The organism is Caldimicrobium sp. SLHALR3 (genome assembly GCF_058692735.1).
This window is the reverse complement of sequence record NZ_CP182484.1, coordinates 1360052-1378841: the sequence shown is the minus strand read 5'-3', so window position 1 is coordinate 1378841 and position 18790 is coordinate 1360052. Positions and strand designations below refer to the sequence as shown.

Genomic DNA, 18790 nt, shown 5'->3' with positions numbered 1-18790 from the left:
GAATAAGAACTAAATTATAATTTAAAATAGCATGTACATTTTTGACAGATTTTCCTTAAAGTGGAAGCTTGTAAGCCTCTTGCTTTTACTTGAGTTTATCTTGGTATTTGCACTTTATTTATTTTATACTTTGAGTGAAAAAAAATTATTAAAAGAAATAGAAAATCAAACCGCAGAACTTACAAAAATTATTCAAGTAGGAGTGGAAGAGGTTACTGGAGAAAGATCAGATAGACTTGCGGAGTATTTAAAAAAACTCAAAACCAAAGGTATAAAAGAGGTTTCTATAATTAGTAATACTAAAAAAGTTATTGCAAGCACAAATCCTCAAAAAGTAGGTAAACTCGTAACTCATAGAAAGAAAGAATTAATTATAAAAGCAGAACTTGGTGAACCAGTACTTGAAGAAGAAGAAAACGCTTATAATGTAATCGTTCCTGTAATTGCAGGTGATGTTCAATACGGATACATTCATTTAAAAATCAATAAAGAAAATTTTTCAAAAATTTTAAAAAGTTATACTTTTATGAGAATGCTAATAACTTTAGTTATATTCTCTGTAGGGATACTTGCGATTTATATTATCTCTTCAAGGTATACCAAACCAATTGATATGTTGAATAAAGCTGCTATTAAAGTAGCTCAAGGAGACTTTAGTTATAGGTTAAATATTAACAGAAAAGACGAAATGGGTAAAATAGCAGAAAGTTTTAATTTTATGATCCAAAAGCTTCAAGAAAATCAAGTTTTGCAAAAAAGACTTAGAGAAGCAGAACATCTTTCTGCAATTGGTGAGCTTAGCCGAACAATTGCTCACGAAATAAGAAACCCTCTAAATTTTATAAGTTTAAGTATTGACCACATTATAGAAAAGCTGGAAAAAAAAGAAAAAGATGTTGACACCTATATAAGGTTGTTGAAAACTATAAAACAAGAAATTTATAGGGTAAATAACCTTATTACAGAATATCTTGAATATACAAAACCATTAAAGTTAAACAAAAAGCCAGTAAGTATAGCGGAACTAATAAATGAAGTTATTTCTCTCGTTAAAGTTAATGCAGAGAAAGAGGGTGTCAGAATTTTTAAAGATTATACTTCAAATTGCACTTTAAATCTTGATGTAGATTTAATGAAAAGTTGTCTTATAAATATAATAATAAATGCGATACAAGCAATGAAGGACTCTAAAGTGAAAAATCTCTTTATTAAAACAGAGTTTTTAGAAGATAAGCTTTTAATAAAAATATCTGATACGGGTTCTGGCATTCCTGAGGAGATTATTGATAAAATTTTTGAACCTTTATTCTCTACTAAAAAAGAAGGGCTTGGGCTTGGGTTATCTTTAGCAAAAAAAGTTATAGAAGAACATGGAGGTAAAATAGAAATTTCAAGTAAAGTTGGGCACGGTAGTGATGTAAGAATATATTTGCCAGTTTGATGTAAGCTATGACCACGATACTTATAATAGAGGATGAACCTTCGCAGAGAGAAATTCTCAAAATCATCCTTTCAGAAAAAGGATATAATGTCTATGTTGCCTCGTCTTTAGATGAGGCGAGAAAAATAATTAACGAAACCTTACCAGATATTATCCTTACTGATTTAAAGTTAGGGAATCAAAACGGAATTGACATTCTTGAGGATCTTCCAGAGGAACCTTATAAACCTGCTGTTATTGTTATCACTGCATTTGGGACGATTTCATCTGCGGTAGAGGCTATTAAAAAAGGAGCCTTTGACTATCTTACTAAACCTCTCGATAAGGAAGTTCTTTTATTAACTCTCAAAAAAGCAGAAGAAAGAATGAATCTTATCAAAGAAAATCTGAGGTTAAGAAAAGAACTTTACCAAAAATTTAAGATTGATGGTATTATTGGCAAATCAAAAAAAATGCTTCAAGTTCTTGATATTGTAAAGAAAGTAGCTCCAACAAATGCTACAGTTCTTATATATGGAGAATCTGGAACTGGGAAGGAGCTTATTGCAAAAGCAATACATTATAATTCTCCAAGAAAAGATAAACCTTTCATTGCAATAAACTGTGCAGCAATTCCAGAAACTCTTATAGAATCAGAACTTTTTGGCTACGAACCAGGGGCTTTTACTGGTGCAAATACGAGAAAAATAGGGTTGATTGAGGCAGCAAATAAGGGAACACTTTTTCTTGATGAAATAGCTGAACTCCCACTAACAATTCAATCTAAGTTACTTAGAGTTTTACAGGAAAAAGAAATAAGAAGAATTGGTGGAAAGGATACAATAAAAGTTGATGTAAGAATTATTGCAGCAACTAATAAAAATTTAGCTTTGGAAGTAGAGAAAAAAAGATTTAGAGAGGATCTTTATTATAGATTAAAGGTTGTAACAATTGAACTACCGTCTTTAAGAGAAAGAAAAGAAGACATTCCAGAACTTGTTAATTTCTTTATAGAAAAGTACTCAAAAGAGTTTGGAAAAAAGATTAGTGGGATTGAAGAAAAAGCAATGAAAGCTTTACTTGACTATAATTGGCCTGGAAACATAAGGGAATTAGAATCGGTCATTGAAAGAGCAGTCATTATTTGTGAGGGAGAAAAGATTACATTGAAAGATATTCAGGACGAATTAAAAAATCCCTTACCAGTAAAAAATGTATTTGAAATAGATATACCAGATGAAGGAATAAATTTTGAGGAACTTGAAAAGGAATTGCTGAAAAAGGCTTTGATAAAATCTAATTATGTTATTGCAAAAGCGGCAAGGTTGCTTGGTATGAGTTATAAGACATTTTGGTATCGTCTTGAAAAATTCGGACTTTCCAAAAATTTTCTCAAAAAGGAAGATTTTCCTAAATAAAAAGTCTTATCATTCTTAGTCTATATTTCAAACCTTGTTAAGACTCCGTGAAGCTTTTGAGAAGGTAAGTTGAAAAAGCTTACAAATGAAGGTGTTATTTTTTTGATAAACGCAAATAATTTCCACCATCTTTTTGCAACTATTTCTTCAAGTCCATAGAATATTGCTCTCTCTTCAATTCCATTTTCTCTTAGTATTTCTTCAATATTTATAATTTCCATGTAACCCATTTCAATTTTAAAAACTTTAATGCCTGAGCATAGATCCTCTAAAAAGTATGCATTTACTCCAAAAGGATCTGATTTTACTGTAATTGAAAGAAATATATTTTCTTCATAAATTATTCCGTGATAAAACATTGTTTCTACAATATAAGGAGAAATTACATTGGGATCCCTTACAAAAAAAATAGCAGTGCCTGGTATTTTAGGATTGGTTTTATAGACCCTTTCAAATTTTAAAATAAAATCTTCGCGTGGTAAAAATTTCATAATGTTATAAAGTCTTTTTTGTCCTTGGGTGAAAGTTAAGATAATTATAAAAGGAAATGCAGCAAGTAAAATAGACAAATAGCCACCTGTTGGAATTTTATGTAAAGTTGATATGAAAAACAAAAAATCAGCAACTAATACAATTATAGCTCCGATTATATTTAAATAAGCCTTTTTTAAAAAATATATTGAAATTAAAAATAAGCCTGTTATGCACATAGTTCCTGATACTGCAAGCCCGTAGGCTGATGCCAAATTTGCTGAACTACCAAATTCAATCATTATAAATAAAACCGCTATAAACAAAAGCCAATTTACTGCAGGAATGTATATTTGTGAATGAAGTTCTTTTGAAGTATGTTCAACTTTTAATATAGGCATTATTCTTGTGGTAATTGCCTGATAAACTACTGAAAACATCCCACTTATTAATGACTGTGAGGCAATAGCAGTGGCAGCTAAAGCTAAAATCAAAAAAGAGGTATATAAAAGAGGAAAAAAATAAAAAGCAAGTTCAAAAAGAATGTTTTTAGTTTGAGGATAATTTAAAAGGAAAGCCCCTTGACCAAAATAGTTTATAACTATAGATAAAAATACCAATATCCATGCTCTTTTAATTGGTTTTGCTCCAAGATGTCCCATATCAGCATACATTGCCTCAGCACCAGTAGCACAAAGAATAACTTCACCAAGGACAAGAAAACCTTGCCATCCATTGTCTAAAAGAAATTTAATTGCATAATAAGGGTTGATAGCTTTTAAAACTTGAGGATTACCTAAGAGAGCGTGAAATCCAAGTATAAAAAGTGATAAAAACCATACAAGCATTATCGGACCAAAAGTAGAAGAAACTTTTTCAGTTCCCTTTTTCTGAAAAATAAATAAAAGAACCGCAATTATAATAGCCATTAAAACAATAGTTGTTTGAGAAATATTTTTAAAACCTGGAATAAAAGCTATACCTTCTACTGCACTTAAAATACTTATTGCCGGAGTAATAACTCCGTCTCCCATTAAAAAGGAGACACCAATAAATGTAAGTAATGATACCAATTCTTTGATTTTATTTGATTTTAGAAGAGACTTTAATATTTCGCTAAGGATAATTATTCCACCTTCACCTCTTATACTTAAATTCATGGCTAAAATGTTATATTGTAGAGTTGGGATTAAGATAAGAGTCCAAAATACAAGAGAAAGAACTCCGAGAACATTTTCATAAGTTGGTTTTAGAATTAAAAAGGCAACTGTAAGAGTATATATAGGACTTGTTCCAATATCGCCAAAAACAAGTCCAAGAGCCTTAATAATTCCCTTCACGAGGACTAATTATACCACTTTTAAAATTTTTTTGATATAATTTTTTGGAAAAAGAATTTTACTTCAGAAATGAGAAAAACAAAGATAGTTGCGACAATTGGTCCAGCATCGAGAGATTGTAAAACTATCAGAGCCCTTATAGAAGCAGGTGTAGATGTTTTTAGGCTTAATTTCTCTCATGGAGATTTAAATTTTCATAAAGAAAACATAGAAAGGATAAAAAAAGTCTCTTCAGAACTTAAAAAAACTGTTGCAATTTTGCAAGATCTTTCAGGACCAAAGATAAGAATAGGAGAAGTTAAAGAACCTTTCCCTTTGTTTCAGGGGGAAATCTTAGAAATTTATGAGAAACCTATTTTTTGTGAAAAAGTAAATGGAATAGGTAGAATATTTATAGACCATTCAGAGGTTCTTAAAGAGCTAAAAAAAGGAGATTTTATTTTTATAGCAGATGGACTTATAAAAGTAAAAGTTGTTAAAAAAGAAAAAGAAAAGGTAGTTACAGAAGTTATTCAAGGAGGTGTTATTTCTTCAAAAAAGGGAATAAATTTTCCAGGTAAAGCCTTACCTATTAAAGCTTTTACAGAAAAAGATAAAATTGATCTTCATTTTGGACTTCAAATGGATGTTGACTTTGTTGCTATGTCCTTTGTAAGGGATAAAAAGGATGTTCTTGAAGTAAAAGAAGTAATAAAAAGTTATAACAAGGATATTCCTCTTTTTGCTAAGATTGAAACTCAGAAAGCTTTAGAAAACATAGACGAAATAATAGAGGTTTCAGATGGATTGATGATTGCAAGAGGAGATCTTGGAGTTGAAATACCAGTTGAAAGAGTACCTGTTGTCCAGAAGATTTTAGTAGAAAAGGCAAGAGAGGCTGGAAAACCTGTTATTGTTGCCACTCAAATGCTAACCTCTATGATAAATTCAGTTATGCCAACAAGGGCTGATGTTTCAGACATTGCCAATGCAGTTTTTGAAAAAGTAGATGCTCTTATGCTTTCTGATGAAACAGCTGTTGGAAAGTATCCAGTTGAAGCAGTAAAAGTTATGGCAAAAACCATTGAAGAAGCTGAAAGAATTTTAGAATACAAATTGGAAGAATATGAACATGTTTCCCCAGATTTTGCTATAGCTTACAGTAGTTGCATTCTTGCTGAAGAGTTAGGAGCAAAAGCTATAGTTGTTTTTACTAAATCTGGAAGTTCAGCAAAGAGAGTTGCTAAATTTAGACCAAGATCCGATATTATAGTAAATGTTCATGACGAAGAAATTTTAAGAAGACTTAAAATAGTGTGGGGAGTTTATCCATTTATGGTTCTTACTGAAAGAGAAGATACTGAAAGCATGGTAAGAGAGTTTGTAAAAAAGGCATACGAAAAAAATTTAATCAAAGAAGACACCTTAGTGTTGACTATGGGATACCCCGTGGGTAAAATTGGTTCCACAAATCTTATAAGAATAATAAAAAAAGAGCAAATAATGGAGCTTATTTCAGAGTAAAAATATATGCCTGTTTTTACCCCTGTTCAAATAATTAAACTTGTTGAGCTTGCCAAAAAAAACCGTATAGCTTCAATTTATCTTTTGATAGGTCCAGAAAACATTTGCAAAGAAAAAGCTAAGGAAATTTATGAGGTTCTAAAAGAAAAAAACTCCTTATTGGAATTTTACGATCTAAAAAACAAAGAAGAAAAAAGAGTCTTTCTTGAGACAAAGGGGTATCAGGAAAGTTTATTCGGGATAAGAAAGGTCTATTTTATTTTGGGAGCAGAAAATATACCCTATGAAAAGGGGGAAGAAATTGTTAAAAACCTAAAAGAAAAAAACGATGTTTTCAGCTGGTTTTTGATAAGCGAAAACTTTAGCGAAGCTCACCCTTTGTATCAATACGCTTTTGAAAAAGGTGCTGTAATTCCATTTACTACCAAAAAAGAAGAAGACATTTTTGAATCTGAACTTATAATAACTTTAAAGAAATATGGAAAAATTATGGATAAAAATACAGCAAGTCTTTTTCTTTCATTAGTTGGCAAAGATTATAATTACTTTAAAAACGAGCTTGAAAAATTGATTTTTTATACTGAAGATAGAGAAGTTATAACAGAAGAGGATATCTGGGAAATAGTAATTCCTTCTGAAGACGAGGCTTTATACCTTTTAGTAGATAGCTTTTTTAATTATGGACCAGAAAGGGCTTACAGAATAGTTATAAACCTTTTAGATAGAAAAACCGAACCTCCAAAAATCCTTTGGTATCTTTATAAATACTTTAAAAAAATGGAGATTTTTAGAGAATTTTTAAATAAGCATCCAGAGCTTGCTTCAGAAAAAAGATATTCCAATTTTAGCAAAAATTTCCAAGAACTTAAGGACAATCCTTTAGAAGAAATTCCTAAAATTATTGCAGAGTCTCATCCCTATGTTCTTTTTAATATAAGAAATCAGCTTGAAAAGATAAAAGATTCTAATTCTATCTTTGAAGAACTTTTTAAAGCTGATCTTTCTCTAAAAAGGGACTTTAAAAATCCAGCCAAAGTCTTTAACGAATTATTTTTAAATCTCTGGTATAAAATAGAAAAGAAAGATTCTAAATCTCCTCAAGAAGTTTTTTAAGCTCGTTTTTATTCTTTTCTAAAAAAGTTAGTTTATTCTCTATGTCTTCTACAGAAGAGCTTTTGAAGCGAACTTCAAATTCTTTTTTTTCAAAATAAGGAGAAAAAGTAAGGTAAATCTGTTTTTCTTTAAACCTTTCAATCAAGGGAGAGATTTTTTTTAATTTAGAAAAATAATTTGGATAATAAAGCTCCTTTAAAGTTTGTAAAAATTCCTTTTTTCTTTTATTGAAATCTTGCTCTTTAAGAATTTCTTTCAAAATATCTGGTAAAAGAGAAGGTAGATCTTTTCTTTTTTTATAATCAAGAAGTTTTTCTAAAACCTCTTTCTGCTCACTAAAACTTAATCTTAATTTTTCAAAAATTTCTAAAAATTCTTTTCTTTCTTCAAAAGAAAGCTTTGCAAGAATTTCAACAATCTTTGGATTTAAAGCTTCCTCCACTATCAGCTTTTTAAATTCTTCCTCAAGAGTATTTAAGGCTTTTAAATATTCAATCCAATGATAAGAGGGATGAAGATTTAATTTGGGAAGAAAAATTGAGATTACTTCTTCCAATGAAAAGATTTTCAAAGCCCTTTTTACAAATTCTGCTTTTTCAACTAAATTTAAACCTCTAAAGAGATTGCTTTCGAAAGACAAAAGTAAAAGTTTTTGGGATGAGCTGTTTTTAGCAATAAAAACCGGAAATTCATAAATATTGAGTTCATAGCAAGCAATTATTCTTCCTTCTCCACATATAATTTTAAACTTGGAAGCTTCGTTTTCTAAAAAAAGAATGGGAGGTTGAAGAAGTCCTGCAGATTTTATGCTTTCTTTTAAAAGTTCCCCTCTTTTTGGATAGGAAAAGACATAACTTCTATCTTTAAGATCTATGTCTTCTATGGAAATGATTTTATATTCAAATTTCACTTTTAAATAGTTTTGCCAGTAAGTCTATAAAGAGCTTCTAAATACTTTTCTCTTGTTTTTTCTACTATTTCAGGAGGAATGGGAGGTGGAGGAGTTTTGTCATCCCAAGCGATGGATTTAAGCCAATCCCTTATGAATTGTTTATCAAAACTCTTTTGCGATTTTCCAGGTTCATATTCATCTTTTGGCCAAAAACGAGAGGAATCAGGGGTTAATACCTCGTCAATAAGTATTATTTTTCCGTCAAAGAAACCAAATTCAAATTTGGTGTCTGCAATTATAATGCCCTTAGATTCTGCATAATCTGCTGCCTTAATATACAATTTTAAAGAAAGATCCTTTAAAGTTTCTGCTACATCTTTTCCCAAAAGTTTTACCAATTCTTCAAAGGTTATATTAACATCGTGTCCTTTTTCAGCTTTAGTTGAAGGAGTAAAAATTGGTTCAGGAAGTTTATCAGCTTCTTTTAATCCCTCAGGAAGTTTTATTCCGCACACCTTGCCTGTTTTTTGATATTCTTTCATGGCAGAACCGGTAATGTACCCTCTTACTATGCATTCAACAGGAATTACTTTGGCTTTTTTGACAATCATGCTTCTCTGGAAAAGAACCTCTCTATAAGACTTCAAAACATCTGGATAATCGTTTATATCAGCAGTAATTAAATGATTTTCTATAATATCTTTAAGAAAATCAAGCCAAAAAATGGTCATAAGAGTGAGTATTTTTCCTTTATCAGGAATAGGTGTTGGTAAAACTACATCAAAGGCAGAAATTCTGTCTGTAGCAACAATAAGAAGGGAATCCCCAAGGTCGTAAATGTCTCTTACTTTACCTCTCTTCAGGAGAGGAATTTCTTTTATTTCCGTTTGGAAAATAGCCCTGCTCATTAAGCAATTGCTTTTGCTAATTTTCTTGTGCGTTTTTTAAATTTACTGGCAAGTCTTCTATACCTTTCATATCTTACCCAATCTTTATTTTTCTTTGCCTCTTCAGCAAGGGCTTTAAATTTCTTAACTTTAGCCTTAAGTTCTCTCATTGATTCTCCAACTTTTTTAGGCTCTTCTTTTATTCCATAAACCTTTTTTAGAGCTGAGATAAGCTCCTCTTTGTTCATCCCATGAACGCCACTAATTTCCGGAATTTGAAGAGCAATTTCTCTCAATTCTTTAATAGTCATTTTTTCAAGTTTTTTCTCTAACTTGGGAAGCTCCCTTGTTTCTTCCATAAAGTCCTCCTCCTTTAAGGGGGATATTTTTGAAAGCTTTTATAAAATATCACAAATCACATATAAAACAACTTATCTACGCTTTAAATATTTTAAACAATCTCCTACAAAATAAATAGAGCCAGTAATTAATATTTTTTCAAAATTGCTTTCTAAACCCATTTTAATAGCTTTTTCACTATTTTCTATAAATTTTATCTCAGAGTTTACTTTATTAAAAAAGTTAAGATTTTTTTTCCATTCCTCTAAAGTAACTATTTTTCTTGGAGAAACAAATTCACAAAGATAAACTTCTTTTGCTAAAGGTAAAAGAAGTTTTAACATTTCAGTAAAAGGCTTTTCTCCATCCTCATTAGTAATTCCAAGAATTAGGAGAAAGTTTTTAAAATCATCTTTTAAGATAGAATCTTTTAGTGCTATGAATCCGCTTAAATTGTGAGCTGTGTCAACTAAAATAATTTTATCTTTAATTTTTAATAATTCATAGCGACCAGGTATTTTAATATCAATTAAAGCCTTCCTTAGCTTATCTTCTGAAATTTTAAAAAGTTTTTTATCTTCAAGAATTTCTAAAGTTTTTAAAGCACAAGATAAATTGTTTCCCTGATAATAGCCTTTGAGAGAAAGTTCTAAATCAGAAAAGTTATATTTTCCTTTATAGTTCCATCTATTATTTTTAAATTCTATGTTGAAATCTTTACCAAACATAAAAAGTTTACTCTTTAATCTCTCTGCCTTTTTTTGAAAGATAGGGATTAGGTTTTCTGGAATGTTTCCTAAAACACAGGGGCTTTCTTTTTTTATTATTCCTGCCTTTTCTGAGGCAATTTTTTCAAGGGTGTTTCCAAGATATTTAGTATGATCCCATCCAATGCTTGTTATAACAGAAACTTCAGGATTTACGACATTTGTTGCATCAAGTCTTCCCCCAAGTCCACATTCAATAACTGCTATATCTACTTTTTCTTCCCAAAAGTATAAAAAAGCAAGAGCAGTTGTAATCTCAAAATAAGTGACAGGAAAGTCTTTGATAATAGCTTTAAAGTATTTTAAGTATTCATTTAGTCTTTCGTCTTCAATTTCTTCTCCATTAATTTTAAACCTTTCGTTTAAGCGGAAAAGATGAGGGGAAGTATAAAGGGCTACTTTTAATCCGTGATTTGAAAGAACTTTGCTTATAATATTAGAAGTAGATCCTTTTCCATTTGTTCCTGCAATGTGAATAGTTTTAAGGTATTTGTGAGGATTTCCCAGCTTTTTAAGTAAATCTTTAATTCTCTTTAAACCCGGTTTTATTCCAAAAAAATTATAAGAATTAAGCCATTCTATATAATTAGAGCTTCCCATTTTTAAAAAGAAAACGTTTGTATTACAAAGTAAACATATGTAAAGTAAGCTAATCCTGAGATAAGTAAAAGATAAGGGGGAAGGGTTTTAAAAATTTTCAAAAATAAAAGATAGAAAGTTCCCAAGAAAAGCGCAATTAAAGCCGAAATTAGAGCAAATCCTTTTATTTCCCATGGAGTAAAAAGAAGCCCTATACTTACGGGAAAGGTTGACTGAAAAACCATTGCTCCGGTCATATTTCCAAAGGCAAGGGTGTCCTTTTTTCTTAATGACCAAAGGAGGCTATTACTTTTTTCAGGAAGTTCTGTTGCTATAGGAGCTAAAAGTAATGAAAAGAGAAGAGGGTCTATTCCCCAGTTTTTAGAAAGTATTTCCAGATTTTCTACAAACAAATGTGCCCCTTTTATCATTGCAAAAAGAGCAAAAAATATCTGAAAAATTGAAAGAAAAATTAAAACGAATTTCTTTTCTGAATTAAATTTAAAAAAACCCATCAATTTAGAAAAGTAAAGTTCTCTTGAGGATTCAACTTCTAAGCTATCAGCTTTGAAAGTAAAAAATATATAGATTATATAATTAATAAGAAGCAAAGTGGCGATGATATAGTGAAGCAAACGAGTGTTGGGAAAAATTAAAGGAAAAAAAATGGCTAAAGAATAGCTTAAAATAAAAAATTTAAAGTCTCTTGAAAAGGTATGTGGTTCTAAATATATTTCAAGTTTTTCTCTTCTCTTTAAAAAATAGCTCAAAAAAACCCCAATACCTATTAAGAAAAATCCTGCAGTTGCTAACATAAAAGGAGCCCCTAAAATAGCTCCCACTCCTATGTGAGCTCCGCTTTCTCCTCTGTAAAGAAAAATGGCAACAAGAGGAATTATGGTTTCAGGAAGAGCTGTTCCTATAGCTGCTAAGATACTTCCAACTACTGCCTGAGAAAAGGAAAATTTTTCTCCAAAAACTTCAATACCATTGGTAAAAAGCTCAGCACAAATAAGAATTATTATTAAGGATACAATTAAAAGTAGTATTTCCATAAGAAGTTTAAGATTTTCCAACAATCCAAATAGGAATATCAACCCTTCTAAGTAATTCCTTAGTTATAGAACCGAGTCCTAACTTTACCATTTTTCCTGTTTTCCCAATTAATAAAAGATCTGGAAAATAGACTCTAATGGTTTCGAGTATCTTTTTTACTCTTTCTCCGTATTTTATTTCAAAATCCAGGTTTTTCATTTTTTCATCAAGGCTTAAATTATTTATTAGCTCTTGCCAAGCCTTTTGTCTTTTAGATTTTTCCTCTTCTAATACCTTATTAAGTAAGTTTTTATCTCCAATGTTTATCTCAGGAATTACATTTAAAACTTTTAGTTGAGCTCCTAATTTTTCGCATATAAATTTTGCTATTTTTAAAGAGGACATAGAGGTTTCAGAGAAGTCTATACAACACAATACTTTTTCAATTTTTTGCAAAGGCTTATCTTTTACTACCAAAAAATTACAATCCAGTCTTTCGAGCATTTTTTCTGAGGTTGAGACTTTAAATTTATAAAAATGATAACCCAAAACAAGTAGATGGGGTTTTAGATTTTTAATAAAATTTTCTAAAGCTTCCCAAAAGTTTCCCAAAATAATTTTACTTTCTATAGAAATGTTCCCGTCTTTAAACCTTTCAGAAAGTTTTGAAAGTTCATCTTCTAATTTTAACTTTTCTTCTTTAAAATAACTGAGAAGATAATGGGGAGGAGTTAAAAAATATTCAATTACATGGAAAAGAACCACTTTGTTTTCAGGATAAAGATTTTTTGCCAAAAATAAACCTGTTTCCAAAATAGAGGGAGTAAATTCTTTAAAGTCTATGGCTAAGGCTATATAATTAGACATTACCTTGACCAATAGACCCTTACCAATTTATTCCCTTTGGACCATCTAAATTCAAGGTCTCCTTTATAGGCTTTGTAAAGCGCTCTTCCCAGTCTTTGAGCAAGTTGATCAGTAGTTGTTTCTATGACAGTTTTTCCGTCTTCTTCATATATATCGATTATTTGATGCAAAGGGTTTAATCCCCTTGCCCTTTCAACTTCGTTATTAATTAATCTCATTATATCATCTTTGTGAGTTTCCCAAAATTCTCCAGAAATGTAAAGATATCCCATAGCATACTTATCAAGAGCTTTCCTACAAGCAGGACATATAATCTGAGGAACAGTCTCAATATCTTTTAACTCTTCATAAAGTTCTTCGTCAAGAAACCATCTTTTGTCTTTAAAAACTGCTTTACAATTAGGACAAATCGCTTCTCCTGCAGGGGCAGCTTTTATTGCGTAGGGATCTTCAGTGGATTCAAATTCATGGGTATACCTCATCCATTTCTTTTCTCCCTTTTTGCTCATATTTTACCCCCTTGATAAGAAAGTTTTTTTAAAAATATAAGCTCTATAAAGAAATATTTCAATTTAAAACCCCTGTCTTAGAAGAATAATTGGTTCAATTTTTGTTGCTTTGAAAGCTGGATAAATCCCTGCAATAATTCCAAAAATTATGGTCAAAAAGGCAGAAGTAAAAATAGGAATCCATGGAAAAACTAAGGGATAGTTGAAAAGGGGAAGTAAGATGAGGGAACCTGCAATTCCTATTAAAATGCCAATTATTCCACCAAACATAGTTATAAAAATACTTTCTATTAAAAACTGAAAAAGAATGTCTCTATCTTTTGCTCCAAGAGCCTTTCTGATGCCAATTTCCTTCCTCCTTTCATTAACAGATAAAGTCATTATAGCAGTAACTCCAAGAGATCCTACCAGAAGACACAAGATAGAAACACTTTTTACTAAGGAAGAAAAAAGCTCGGTTGTTTGGGTCTTTACCTGCAATATGTCTTCAGCTTTTACTATTTCAAAGTCCTTATTTTTTTCCGTAACTTTATGTCTTTTTAAAAGGATTTCATTTATTTGATTTTCTATTAAAGCCATTTCATCAAGATTGTCTACACTTAGGTAAATACTTCTTATGTAATCCACATTATACACTGCTGAAATTGCTACACTCCAAGGAATAAGTATCTGATCGTCTTGATCAGCATTACTCGCATCAATTCCTATAGGAGAAAGCACTCCTATTACTCTGAAAGGAAGTTTATTTATGAGAATAATCTTTCCAATAGGATCTTCTTCCCCAAACAATTCTTTTTTTACTTTATAACCCAAAATAGCAACTTTTTTGTATCCCAAAATTTCATCCTTTAAAAAGTTTCTTCCCAAAAGAAGAGGAAATTTTCTTAATAAAATATATTCTTCATTAACTCCATTAACAATTGTAGTTAGATTATTTCCAAGATATCTTACAATTCCATCTCCGTTAAAAACAGGAGAAAGATATTTTATTCCTTTAATTTTTTTGAGAGCTTCAGCATCTTCAGGTTTTAGAGTTGTGGTAATTTCTGTTTGTATAGCTCTTCCTGCGTAAACTCTTACACTTCCAGCAACAACCATCATAACTTCTGGACCAAAGGTCTCAATTTCTTTAGTAGTTTTTATTTTGGCAGATTCTCCAAAAGCATTCATAAGAAGAAGTGAAGAAACACCTATAATTATTCCTATCACCGAAAGAAAAAGTCTTAGTTTTTTATGAAAAAGCCCACCCCAGAGTAATTTATACTTTATAAACATGATTTTTATAAACTCTTTAGTAATAGTGCGGGTTCAATATTAGATGCCTTTATAGCTGGAAGTAAAGTAAAAATTATAGAGGTAAAGGTAGAAAAAAAGAAACTTATTAAGAAAACTTCCCAAGAAAAAATAGGTTTTAGCGGAGTAAAAAAGGAAATAACTTTCATTAAAATTAAACTTAAAATCCAACCCGCAAATCCACATACAATGGCTACAAAAAGGGACATTAATAAATAATGTTTTATTACTTTGAGCGGGGTTGCTCCAAGAGCAATTCTTAAGGCTATAATAGGAGCTTTTTCTTCTATGTTTGCATACATAAGATTCATTATAATAACACCGCTTATAGTTAAACTTATTAAAGCTATGGCTAAAAGGAAAACATTTATAGTCCTTGATGTTTTTGTAAAAGTGGAAATAAAAAGATCAGGTGTAATTATTCTAAAATCGTCTGGTTCTATTCCTGTGAGATTATGTCTTTTTCTTAAAATTTCTCTGATCTTTTTTTCAGCCATCTTTATATCTGTTCCTTCTCTAAATAAAAGTTTTACCACATCTATATAGTCTTTGTTAAATACTCTTCTCTGAGCTGTTGTAAAAGGAATAAGAATTCTTTCATCTCTTCTAAAGTAACCAAAAGAGGGTTTGGGCTCTAAAATTCCCACCACCTCAAAGTTTTCTCCAGCGATTTTTATTCTTTCTCCTATAATATTCTGATTATTAAGTTTTTTAGGAATGTCGGCTCCAACAACACACACTTTAGCCATAGTTTCTAAATCTCTTTCATTAATAAATCTTCCAATTCTTGGATACCAATTATTTGCTACAGTGTAATTAGGAAGCACCCCCTCAATTCTTATCTTTTCCGCAAAATCTTTATAAGATACTTCAAGATCTCCTCTTGACATAGGAGAAGCCAACTTCACGAAATCAAGTTTTTTAATTTCCTCTACATCTTCTAATTTTAAAGTATCGGTTCTTGTGGTAGTTAACCCTACTATTCTACCTCCACCTGCTATGATAAGCATGGCATCTTTTCCAAATTGAACACCGGAGAGAGCATCTAAAACCTGTTTTTTAGCAGAAGCTCCAAGAGAATAGATAGTATTTAAAGCAATAAGGCTTATAGTTAGAGCCAAAAACATAAAAAGAAAGTTTATTTTATTGGAGGAAAGTTCTTTTAAAATGTCTTTTACAAATTGAAAAAAATAACTATTCATTATTCTACAAATATCCCATCTTTTATTATTTTAATTTTCTGTGCAAATTTGGCAATTTCTGGATCATGAGTTACCATAATAATAGTAAGTCCCTCTTCATTTAGTTCTTTAAAGATATTCATTACTTCCTTGCTACTTTTACTGTCAAGGTTTCCTGTAGGTTCATCGGCAAGAAGAAGCTTTGGTTTTGTAATAAGAGCTCTCGCGATAGCTACTCTTTGTTGCTCTCCTCCTGAAAGTTCACTCGGTTTAGCATTTATTCTTTTTTCAAGCCCCAAACGGATTAAAAGTTTTTTAGCTCTTTCTTCATCCTCTTTTTCAATTTTTCCTCTGTAAAGAAGAGGCATTAAAACATTTTCAAAGGCTGTTGACCATGGAATTAAGTGAAATGCTTGAAACACAAAACCAATTTTTTTATTTCTTATCTCAGCAAGCTCTTTTTTGCTTAATTTGCTAACTTCCTGGTCATCAAATATGTAAGTTCCAGAATCAGGTTTATCAAGAAGGCCTATAATATTTAGAAGTGTTGACTTTCCACTCCCAGAAGCTCCCATGATAGCAAGAAATTCTCCCTCTCTAACTTCAAGGTTAATTCCTTTTAAAACCTGATAGGCTACTTTTCCAGTTTGATAAGTTTTGGTAATACCCTTAAGAACAACAAGATTTTTTACCACAAACCTACTTCCTCACCCTCTTTAAGTCCAGAAACTACTTCCGTTTTTCCTTGTGATTCCCAGCCTGTTTTAATTACTCTCTTTTCCCACTTATCCCCTTTTTTGACCATTACATAATAATTCCCTTGAGGATCTATTTTAACTGCTCTTGATGGAACGACTAAAGCATTCTCTTTTTTTCCTGCAATAATAGTTACCTGAGCTGTCATTTCAGGACGAAGAATGTTTTCGTAGGGATCTAAAATGTCTAAAACTACATCGTAAAAAACCACATTATTTTTAATAATTGCACCTGGATAGATCGTTCTAACTCTTGCTTTGAAGACTTTGCTAGGGTAAGCATCTACCGTGAAAGTAGCTTCCTGTCCCTCTTTAATTTTTCCTATGTCTGTTTCATCAACATAACATTCAACTTGAAGTTTGGAAAGATCAATAACGGTTATAAATGTGGGGGCATTGAGCCCTGCAACAACCGTTTCACCTTGTTGGGTGGTTACTTGGGAGACAACCCCTGAAATAGGTGCATAAACAAAGGCATAACTTAATTTCACTTTTGCTTCTTCCCAGGCATTTTTTGCTGCCAAAACCTGAGCTTCAGCCCTTTTAAGTTCTTTTTCATATTCAGAAATCAAAGCAGAAAGGGTTGATTTTTCAGATTCAAGCTCAGCCTTTTTTACTTTATAATCTCTCTGCATTCTCTCAAGGTCAGTTAAAGATATTAAACCGTCTTTATATAAAGTTTCAAATCTTTTTAGTTCCCTTTCTATTTGTTCCAATTCGGCTTTTACTGCTTCAATCCTTTTTTTCTGAGCTTCAATTTTTGGGGGATAAACTTTTTTAACCTTTTCTAAATTTTCAAGAGCATCTTTATAGTTTGCATAGGTTCTGTCAACCTCATCTTTGAGATCTTCATGCTCAATAATAGCAATAAGTTGTCCAGCTTTAACTCTGTCTCCTTGAGTTACAAAGAGTTTTTCTACTTTACCAGATATTCTTGCACCAACTTTAACCTCAGCTCCAACCTGAGGTTTTACAGCACCTGTTGCCCTAACTTCAAGATATATGGTATCTCTTTTTACTTTTGCAACTTCCTTAGGTAAGGAATCTTCAATCTTTTTACCTTTACAGCTGATTAGCAAAAAAAGTAAAGTTAAAATGATAAAAAAAGATCTTCTCATTTTTCTATTTCAGGAATGAGTCCTAAAGACTTTTGAAGAGTATAATAAGCGTATATCCAATTATATTTTGATACTGCAACTTGAGCTCTTGCTTGAGAAAGTCTTGCAAGTAAAGTAGTTACATCTACAATACTTGCCAGCCCACTTTCATATTTTTTCTGAATAATTCTGTAATCTTCTTCTATACTTTTTAGCCAAGCAAGAGCTGTTTCATAATTTTCTTTTGCGGTCTTTAAGTTTTTATAACTGGTAAAAATTTCCTGTTTTATATTAAGTTCTGTGTAAGTCTTTTCAAAGTTTTTTTGCTCCAAAATAGCCTTTTCTTTTTGAAGTTTAGCAATCCTTGAGAAACCTAAAAATATAGGAAAAGTAACTTTTATTCCTGCTATAAATTCTTCATCAAGGTGAGGATAATTTTCATACTTATAATAGCTACTAAAGAGATCTATGGAGGGATAAAATTCACCTTTTACGCTTTTAACTTTCTCTTCTTGAGCAAGAATTTCTTTTTCCTTAGCTTTTAATTCTGGTCTTTTATTTAAACCTATCTTTATTAAATCTTCTAATTCTTTCTCAACTAATTTTTTTTCTTCAACTGGTAAAAATTCAAATTCATTTATTTTAACGATGTCATAACCTATCAAAGTAAACACATTAGCCTTAGCAATCTCAGCTGTATATTTGTAATTAGTTACATTAAATTCGGCTTCCTTTACTTTTGCTTGAGCATCAAGCACATCAGCATAAGGAGAAAGTCCTACCTCATATTTTTTCTGAGCAAGTTTAAGCAGAATTTTAGCATCTTCTAAATCTGCCAGTGCTGCTTCGTAAAGAGCTTTTTGTTTAAAGTATTCAAGATAGGCTTGCACTATATTAAGAGATACATTTAAAATGGTAGCTTTTATGTTTTCATCCTGTGAAGCAATTAATAAAAGAGCCTCTTTATAACTGTGCCAGGTTGAAAATCCAGAAAAGATATTCCAAGTTAAATAAGGTCCCCATCTTTGATAATCAATATTGGGAGCGTTTTTGCCTTGATCCAGCCTTTGAAAGCTATATTCAGCGTATAAATACGGAAAAAATTCAGCTCTCACAATATTTTTTTGATAAAGATATTGTTCCTTTATCTTTGAGGCAATATTAATTTGGGGATTGTTTTTGATTCCTATCAAAATGACATCTTCTAAGGATAAAGTCTGAACTCCCCAAAGATTAGAGCAAAAAGCATAAAAGAAAATAATCAATAAACTTAAGATTCTTTTCATATACATCCCTATGTAAGTACTTACTTAATTAAATCCCT

General features: G+C 31.0%; 17 protein-coding genes. 4 read left to right on the top strand and 13 right to left on the bottom strand.

Features of this window, described 5'->3' with window-relative positions:
- Positions 1-79: 79 nt before the first annotated feature.
- Complete coding sequence (locus ACLGLP_RS07315; RefSeq protein WP_492112625.1) at positions 80-1441, top strand: sensor histidine kinase; 1362 nt, start codon at positions 80-82, stop codon at positions 1439-1441.
- A gap of 8 nt (positions 1442-1449) precedes the next feature.
- A complete protein-coding gene (locus ACLGLP_RS07310; protein WP_492112624.1) occupies positions 1450-2838 on the top strand; it encodes a sigma-54-dependent transcriptional regulator in 1389 nt (462 codons plus the stop codon).
- 20 nt (positions 2839-2858) lie between these two features.
- Here ACLGLP_RS07310 and ACLGLP_RS07305 read toward each other — a convergent pair whose 3' ends face one another.
- On the bottom strand, positions 2859-4649 hold the full coding sequence (locus ACLGLP_RS07305; protein ID WP_492112623.1) for a KUP/HAK/KT family potassium transporter: 1791 nt from the start codon (positions 4647-4649) through the stop codon (positions 2859-2861).
- A 69-nt stretch (positions 4650-4718) separates the two neighbouring features.
- Here ACLGLP_RS07305 and pyk point away from each other — a divergent pair, with 69 nt between their 5' ends.
- Positions 4719-6152 (top strand): pyruvate kinase, encoded by a 1434-nt coding sequence (gene pyk / locus ACLGLP_RS07300; RefSeq protein ID WP_492112622.1) that lies wholly within the window; start codon positions 4719-4721, stop codon positions 6150-6152.
- Positions 6153-6158: 6 nt separating this feature from the next.
- A complete protein-coding gene (gene holA / locus ACLGLP_RS07295) occupies positions 6159-7265 on the top strand; it encodes a DNA polymerase III subunit delta (protein ID WP_492112621.1) in 1107 nt (368 codons plus the stop codon).
- On the opposite strand, the gene ACLGLP_RS07290 is transcribed toward holA, so the two are convergent.
- The 12 genes from ACLGLP_RS07290 to ACLGLP_RS07235 form a co-directional block, all read right to left on the bottom strand.
- Positions 7240-8175: a ParB/RepB/Spo0J family partition protein gene (locus ACLGLP_RS07290; RefSeq protein WP_492112620.1), complete on the bottom strand. Its 936-nt coding sequence runs from the start codon at positions 8173-8175 to the stop codon at positions 7240-7242. The genes holA and ACLGLP_RS07290 overlap by 26 nt on opposite strands.
- A 2-nt stretch (positions 8176-8177) precedes the next feature.
- Entirely contained in the window at positions 8178-9065 is an 888-nt protein-coding gene (locus ACLGLP_RS07285) for a phosphoribosylaminoimidazolesuccinocarboxamide synthase (protein ID WP_492112619.1), read from the bottom strand.
- Positions 9065-9403, bottom strand: a complete 339-nt coding sequence (locus ACLGLP_RS07280; protein ID WP_492112618.1) for a Rho termination factor N-terminal domain-containing protein — start codon at positions 9401-9403, stop codon at positions 9065-9067. The genes ACLGLP_RS07285 and ACLGLP_RS07280 overlap by 1 nt, the downstream gene beginning before the upstream one ends.
- A gap of 72 nt (positions 9404-9475) precedes the next feature.
- Positions 9476-10750 (bottom strand): bifunctional folylpolyglutamate synthase/dihydrofolate synthase, encoded by a 1275-nt coding sequence (locus ACLGLP_RS07275; protein ID WP_492112617.1) that lies wholly within the window; start codon positions 10748-10750, stop codon positions 9476-9478.
- 2 nt (positions 10751-10752) lie between these two features.
- A complete protein-coding gene (locus ACLGLP_RS07270; RefSeq protein ID WP_492112616.1) occupies positions 10753-11784 on the bottom strand; it encodes a sodium:calcium antiporter in 1032 nt (343 codons plus the stop codon).
- A 7-nt stretch (positions 11785-11791) separates the two neighbouring features.
- Positions 11792-12631 carry a universal stress protein gene (locus ACLGLP_RS07265; protein ID WP_492112615.1) on the bottom strand — a complete coding sequence of 280 codons (840 nt, stop codon included), beginning with the start codon at positions 12629-12631 and terminating at the stop codon, positions 11792-11794.
- Positions 12631-13140, bottom strand: a complete 510-nt coding sequence (locus ACLGLP_RS07260) for a BCAM0308 family protein (RefSeq protein WP_492112614.1) — start codon at positions 13138-13140, stop codon at positions 12631-12633. Before ACLGLP_RS07260 ends, ACLGLP_RS07265 begins: the two co-directional genes overlap by 1 nt.
- Positions 13141-13203: 63 nt before the next feature.
- Positions 13204-14415, bottom strand: coding sequence for an ABC transporter permease (locus tag ACLGLP_RS07255; RefSeq protein ID WP_492112613.1), 1212 nt, complete (start codon positions 14413-14415; stop codon positions 13204-13206).
- 5 nt (positions 14416-14420) lie between these two features.
- Positions 14421-15635 carry an ABC transporter permease gene (locus ACLGLP_RS07250; RefSeq protein ID WP_492112612.1) on the bottom strand — a complete coding sequence of 405 codons (1215 nt, stop codon included), beginning with the start codon at positions 15633-15635 and terminating at the stop codon, positions 14421-14423.
- Positions 15635-16309, bottom strand: a complete 675-nt coding sequence (locus tag ACLGLP_RS07245; protein WP_492112611.1) for an ABC transporter ATP-binding protein — start codon at positions 16307-16309, stop codon at positions 15635-15637. Before ACLGLP_RS07245 ends, ACLGLP_RS07250 begins: the two co-directional genes overlap by 1 nt.
- Complete coding sequence (locus ACLGLP_RS07240) at positions 16303-17487, bottom strand: efflux RND transporter periplasmic adaptor subunit (protein ID WP_492112610.1); 1185 nt, start codon at positions 17485-17487, stop codon at positions 16303-16305. Before ACLGLP_RS07240 ends, ACLGLP_RS07245 begins: the two co-directional genes overlap by 7 nt.
- Positions 17484-18752: a TolC family protein gene (locus tag ACLGLP_RS07235; protein ID WP_492112609.1), complete on the bottom strand. Its 1269-nt coding sequence runs from the start codon at positions 18750-18752 to the stop codon at positions 17484-17486. The genes ACLGLP_RS07240 and ACLGLP_RS07235 overlap by 4 nt, the downstream gene beginning before the upstream one ends.
- Positions 18753-18790: the final 38 nt, after the last annotated feature.

What these genes read in the sequence shown, in the direction of transcription:
- ACLGLP_RS07310 (WP_492112624.1), top strand. Translation starts at nt 1,450, where the DNA reads ATGACCACGATACTTATAATAGAGGATGAACCTTCGCAGAGAGAAATT.
- pyk (WP_492112622.1), top strand. Translation starts at nt 4,719, where the DNA reads ATGAGAAAAACAAAGATAGTTGCGACAATTGGTCCAGCATCGAGAGAT.
- holA (WP_492112621.1), top strand. Translation starts at nt 6,159, where the DNA reads ATGCCTGTTTTTACCCCTGTTCAAATAATTAAACTTGTTGAGCTTGCC.
- ACLGLP_RS07285 (WP_492112619.1), bottom strand. Translation starts at nt 9,065, where the DNA reads ATGAGCAGGGCTATTTTCCAAACGGAAATAAAAGAAATTCCTCTCCTG.
- ACLGLP_RS07280 (WP_492112618.1), bottom strand. Translation starts at nt 9,403, where the DNA reads ATGGAAGAAACAAGGGAGCTTCCCAAGTTAGAGAAAAAACTTGAAAAA.
- ACLGLP_RS07275 (WP_492112617.1), bottom strand. Translation starts at nt 10,750, where the DNA reads ATGGGAAGCTCTAATTATATAGAATGGCTTAATTCTTATAATTTTTTT.
- ACLGLP_RS07270 (WP_492112616.1), bottom strand. Translation starts at nt 11,784, where the DNA reads ATGGAAATACTACTTTTAATTGTATCCTTAATAATAATTCTTATTTGT.
- ACLGLP_RS07265 (WP_492112615.1), bottom strand. Translation starts at nt 12,631, where the DNA reads ATGTCTAATTATATAGCCTTAGCCATAGACTTTAAAGAATTTACTCCC.
- ACLGLP_RS07260 (WP_492112614.1), bottom strand. Translation starts at nt 13,140, where the DNA reads ATGAGCAAAAAGGGAGAAAAGAAATGGATGAGGTATACCCATGAATTT.
- ACLGLP_RS07255 (WP_492112613.1), bottom strand. Translation starts at nt 14,415, where the DNA reads ATGTTTATAAAGTATAAATTACTCTGGGGTGGGCTTTTTCATAAAAAA.
- ACLGLP_RS07250 (WP_492112612.1), bottom strand. Translation starts at nt 15,635, where the DNA reads ATGAATAGTTATTTTTTTCAATTTGTAAAAGACATTTTAAAAGAACTT.
- ACLGLP_RS07240 (WP_492112610.1), bottom strand. Translation starts at nt 17,487, where the DNA reads ATGAGAAGATCTTTTTTTATCATTTTAACTTTACTTTTTTTGCTAATC.
- ACLGLP_RS07235 (WP_492112609.1), bottom strand. Translation starts at nt 18,752, where the DNA reads ATGAAAAGAATCTTAAGTTTATTGATTATTTTCTTTTATGCTTTTTGC.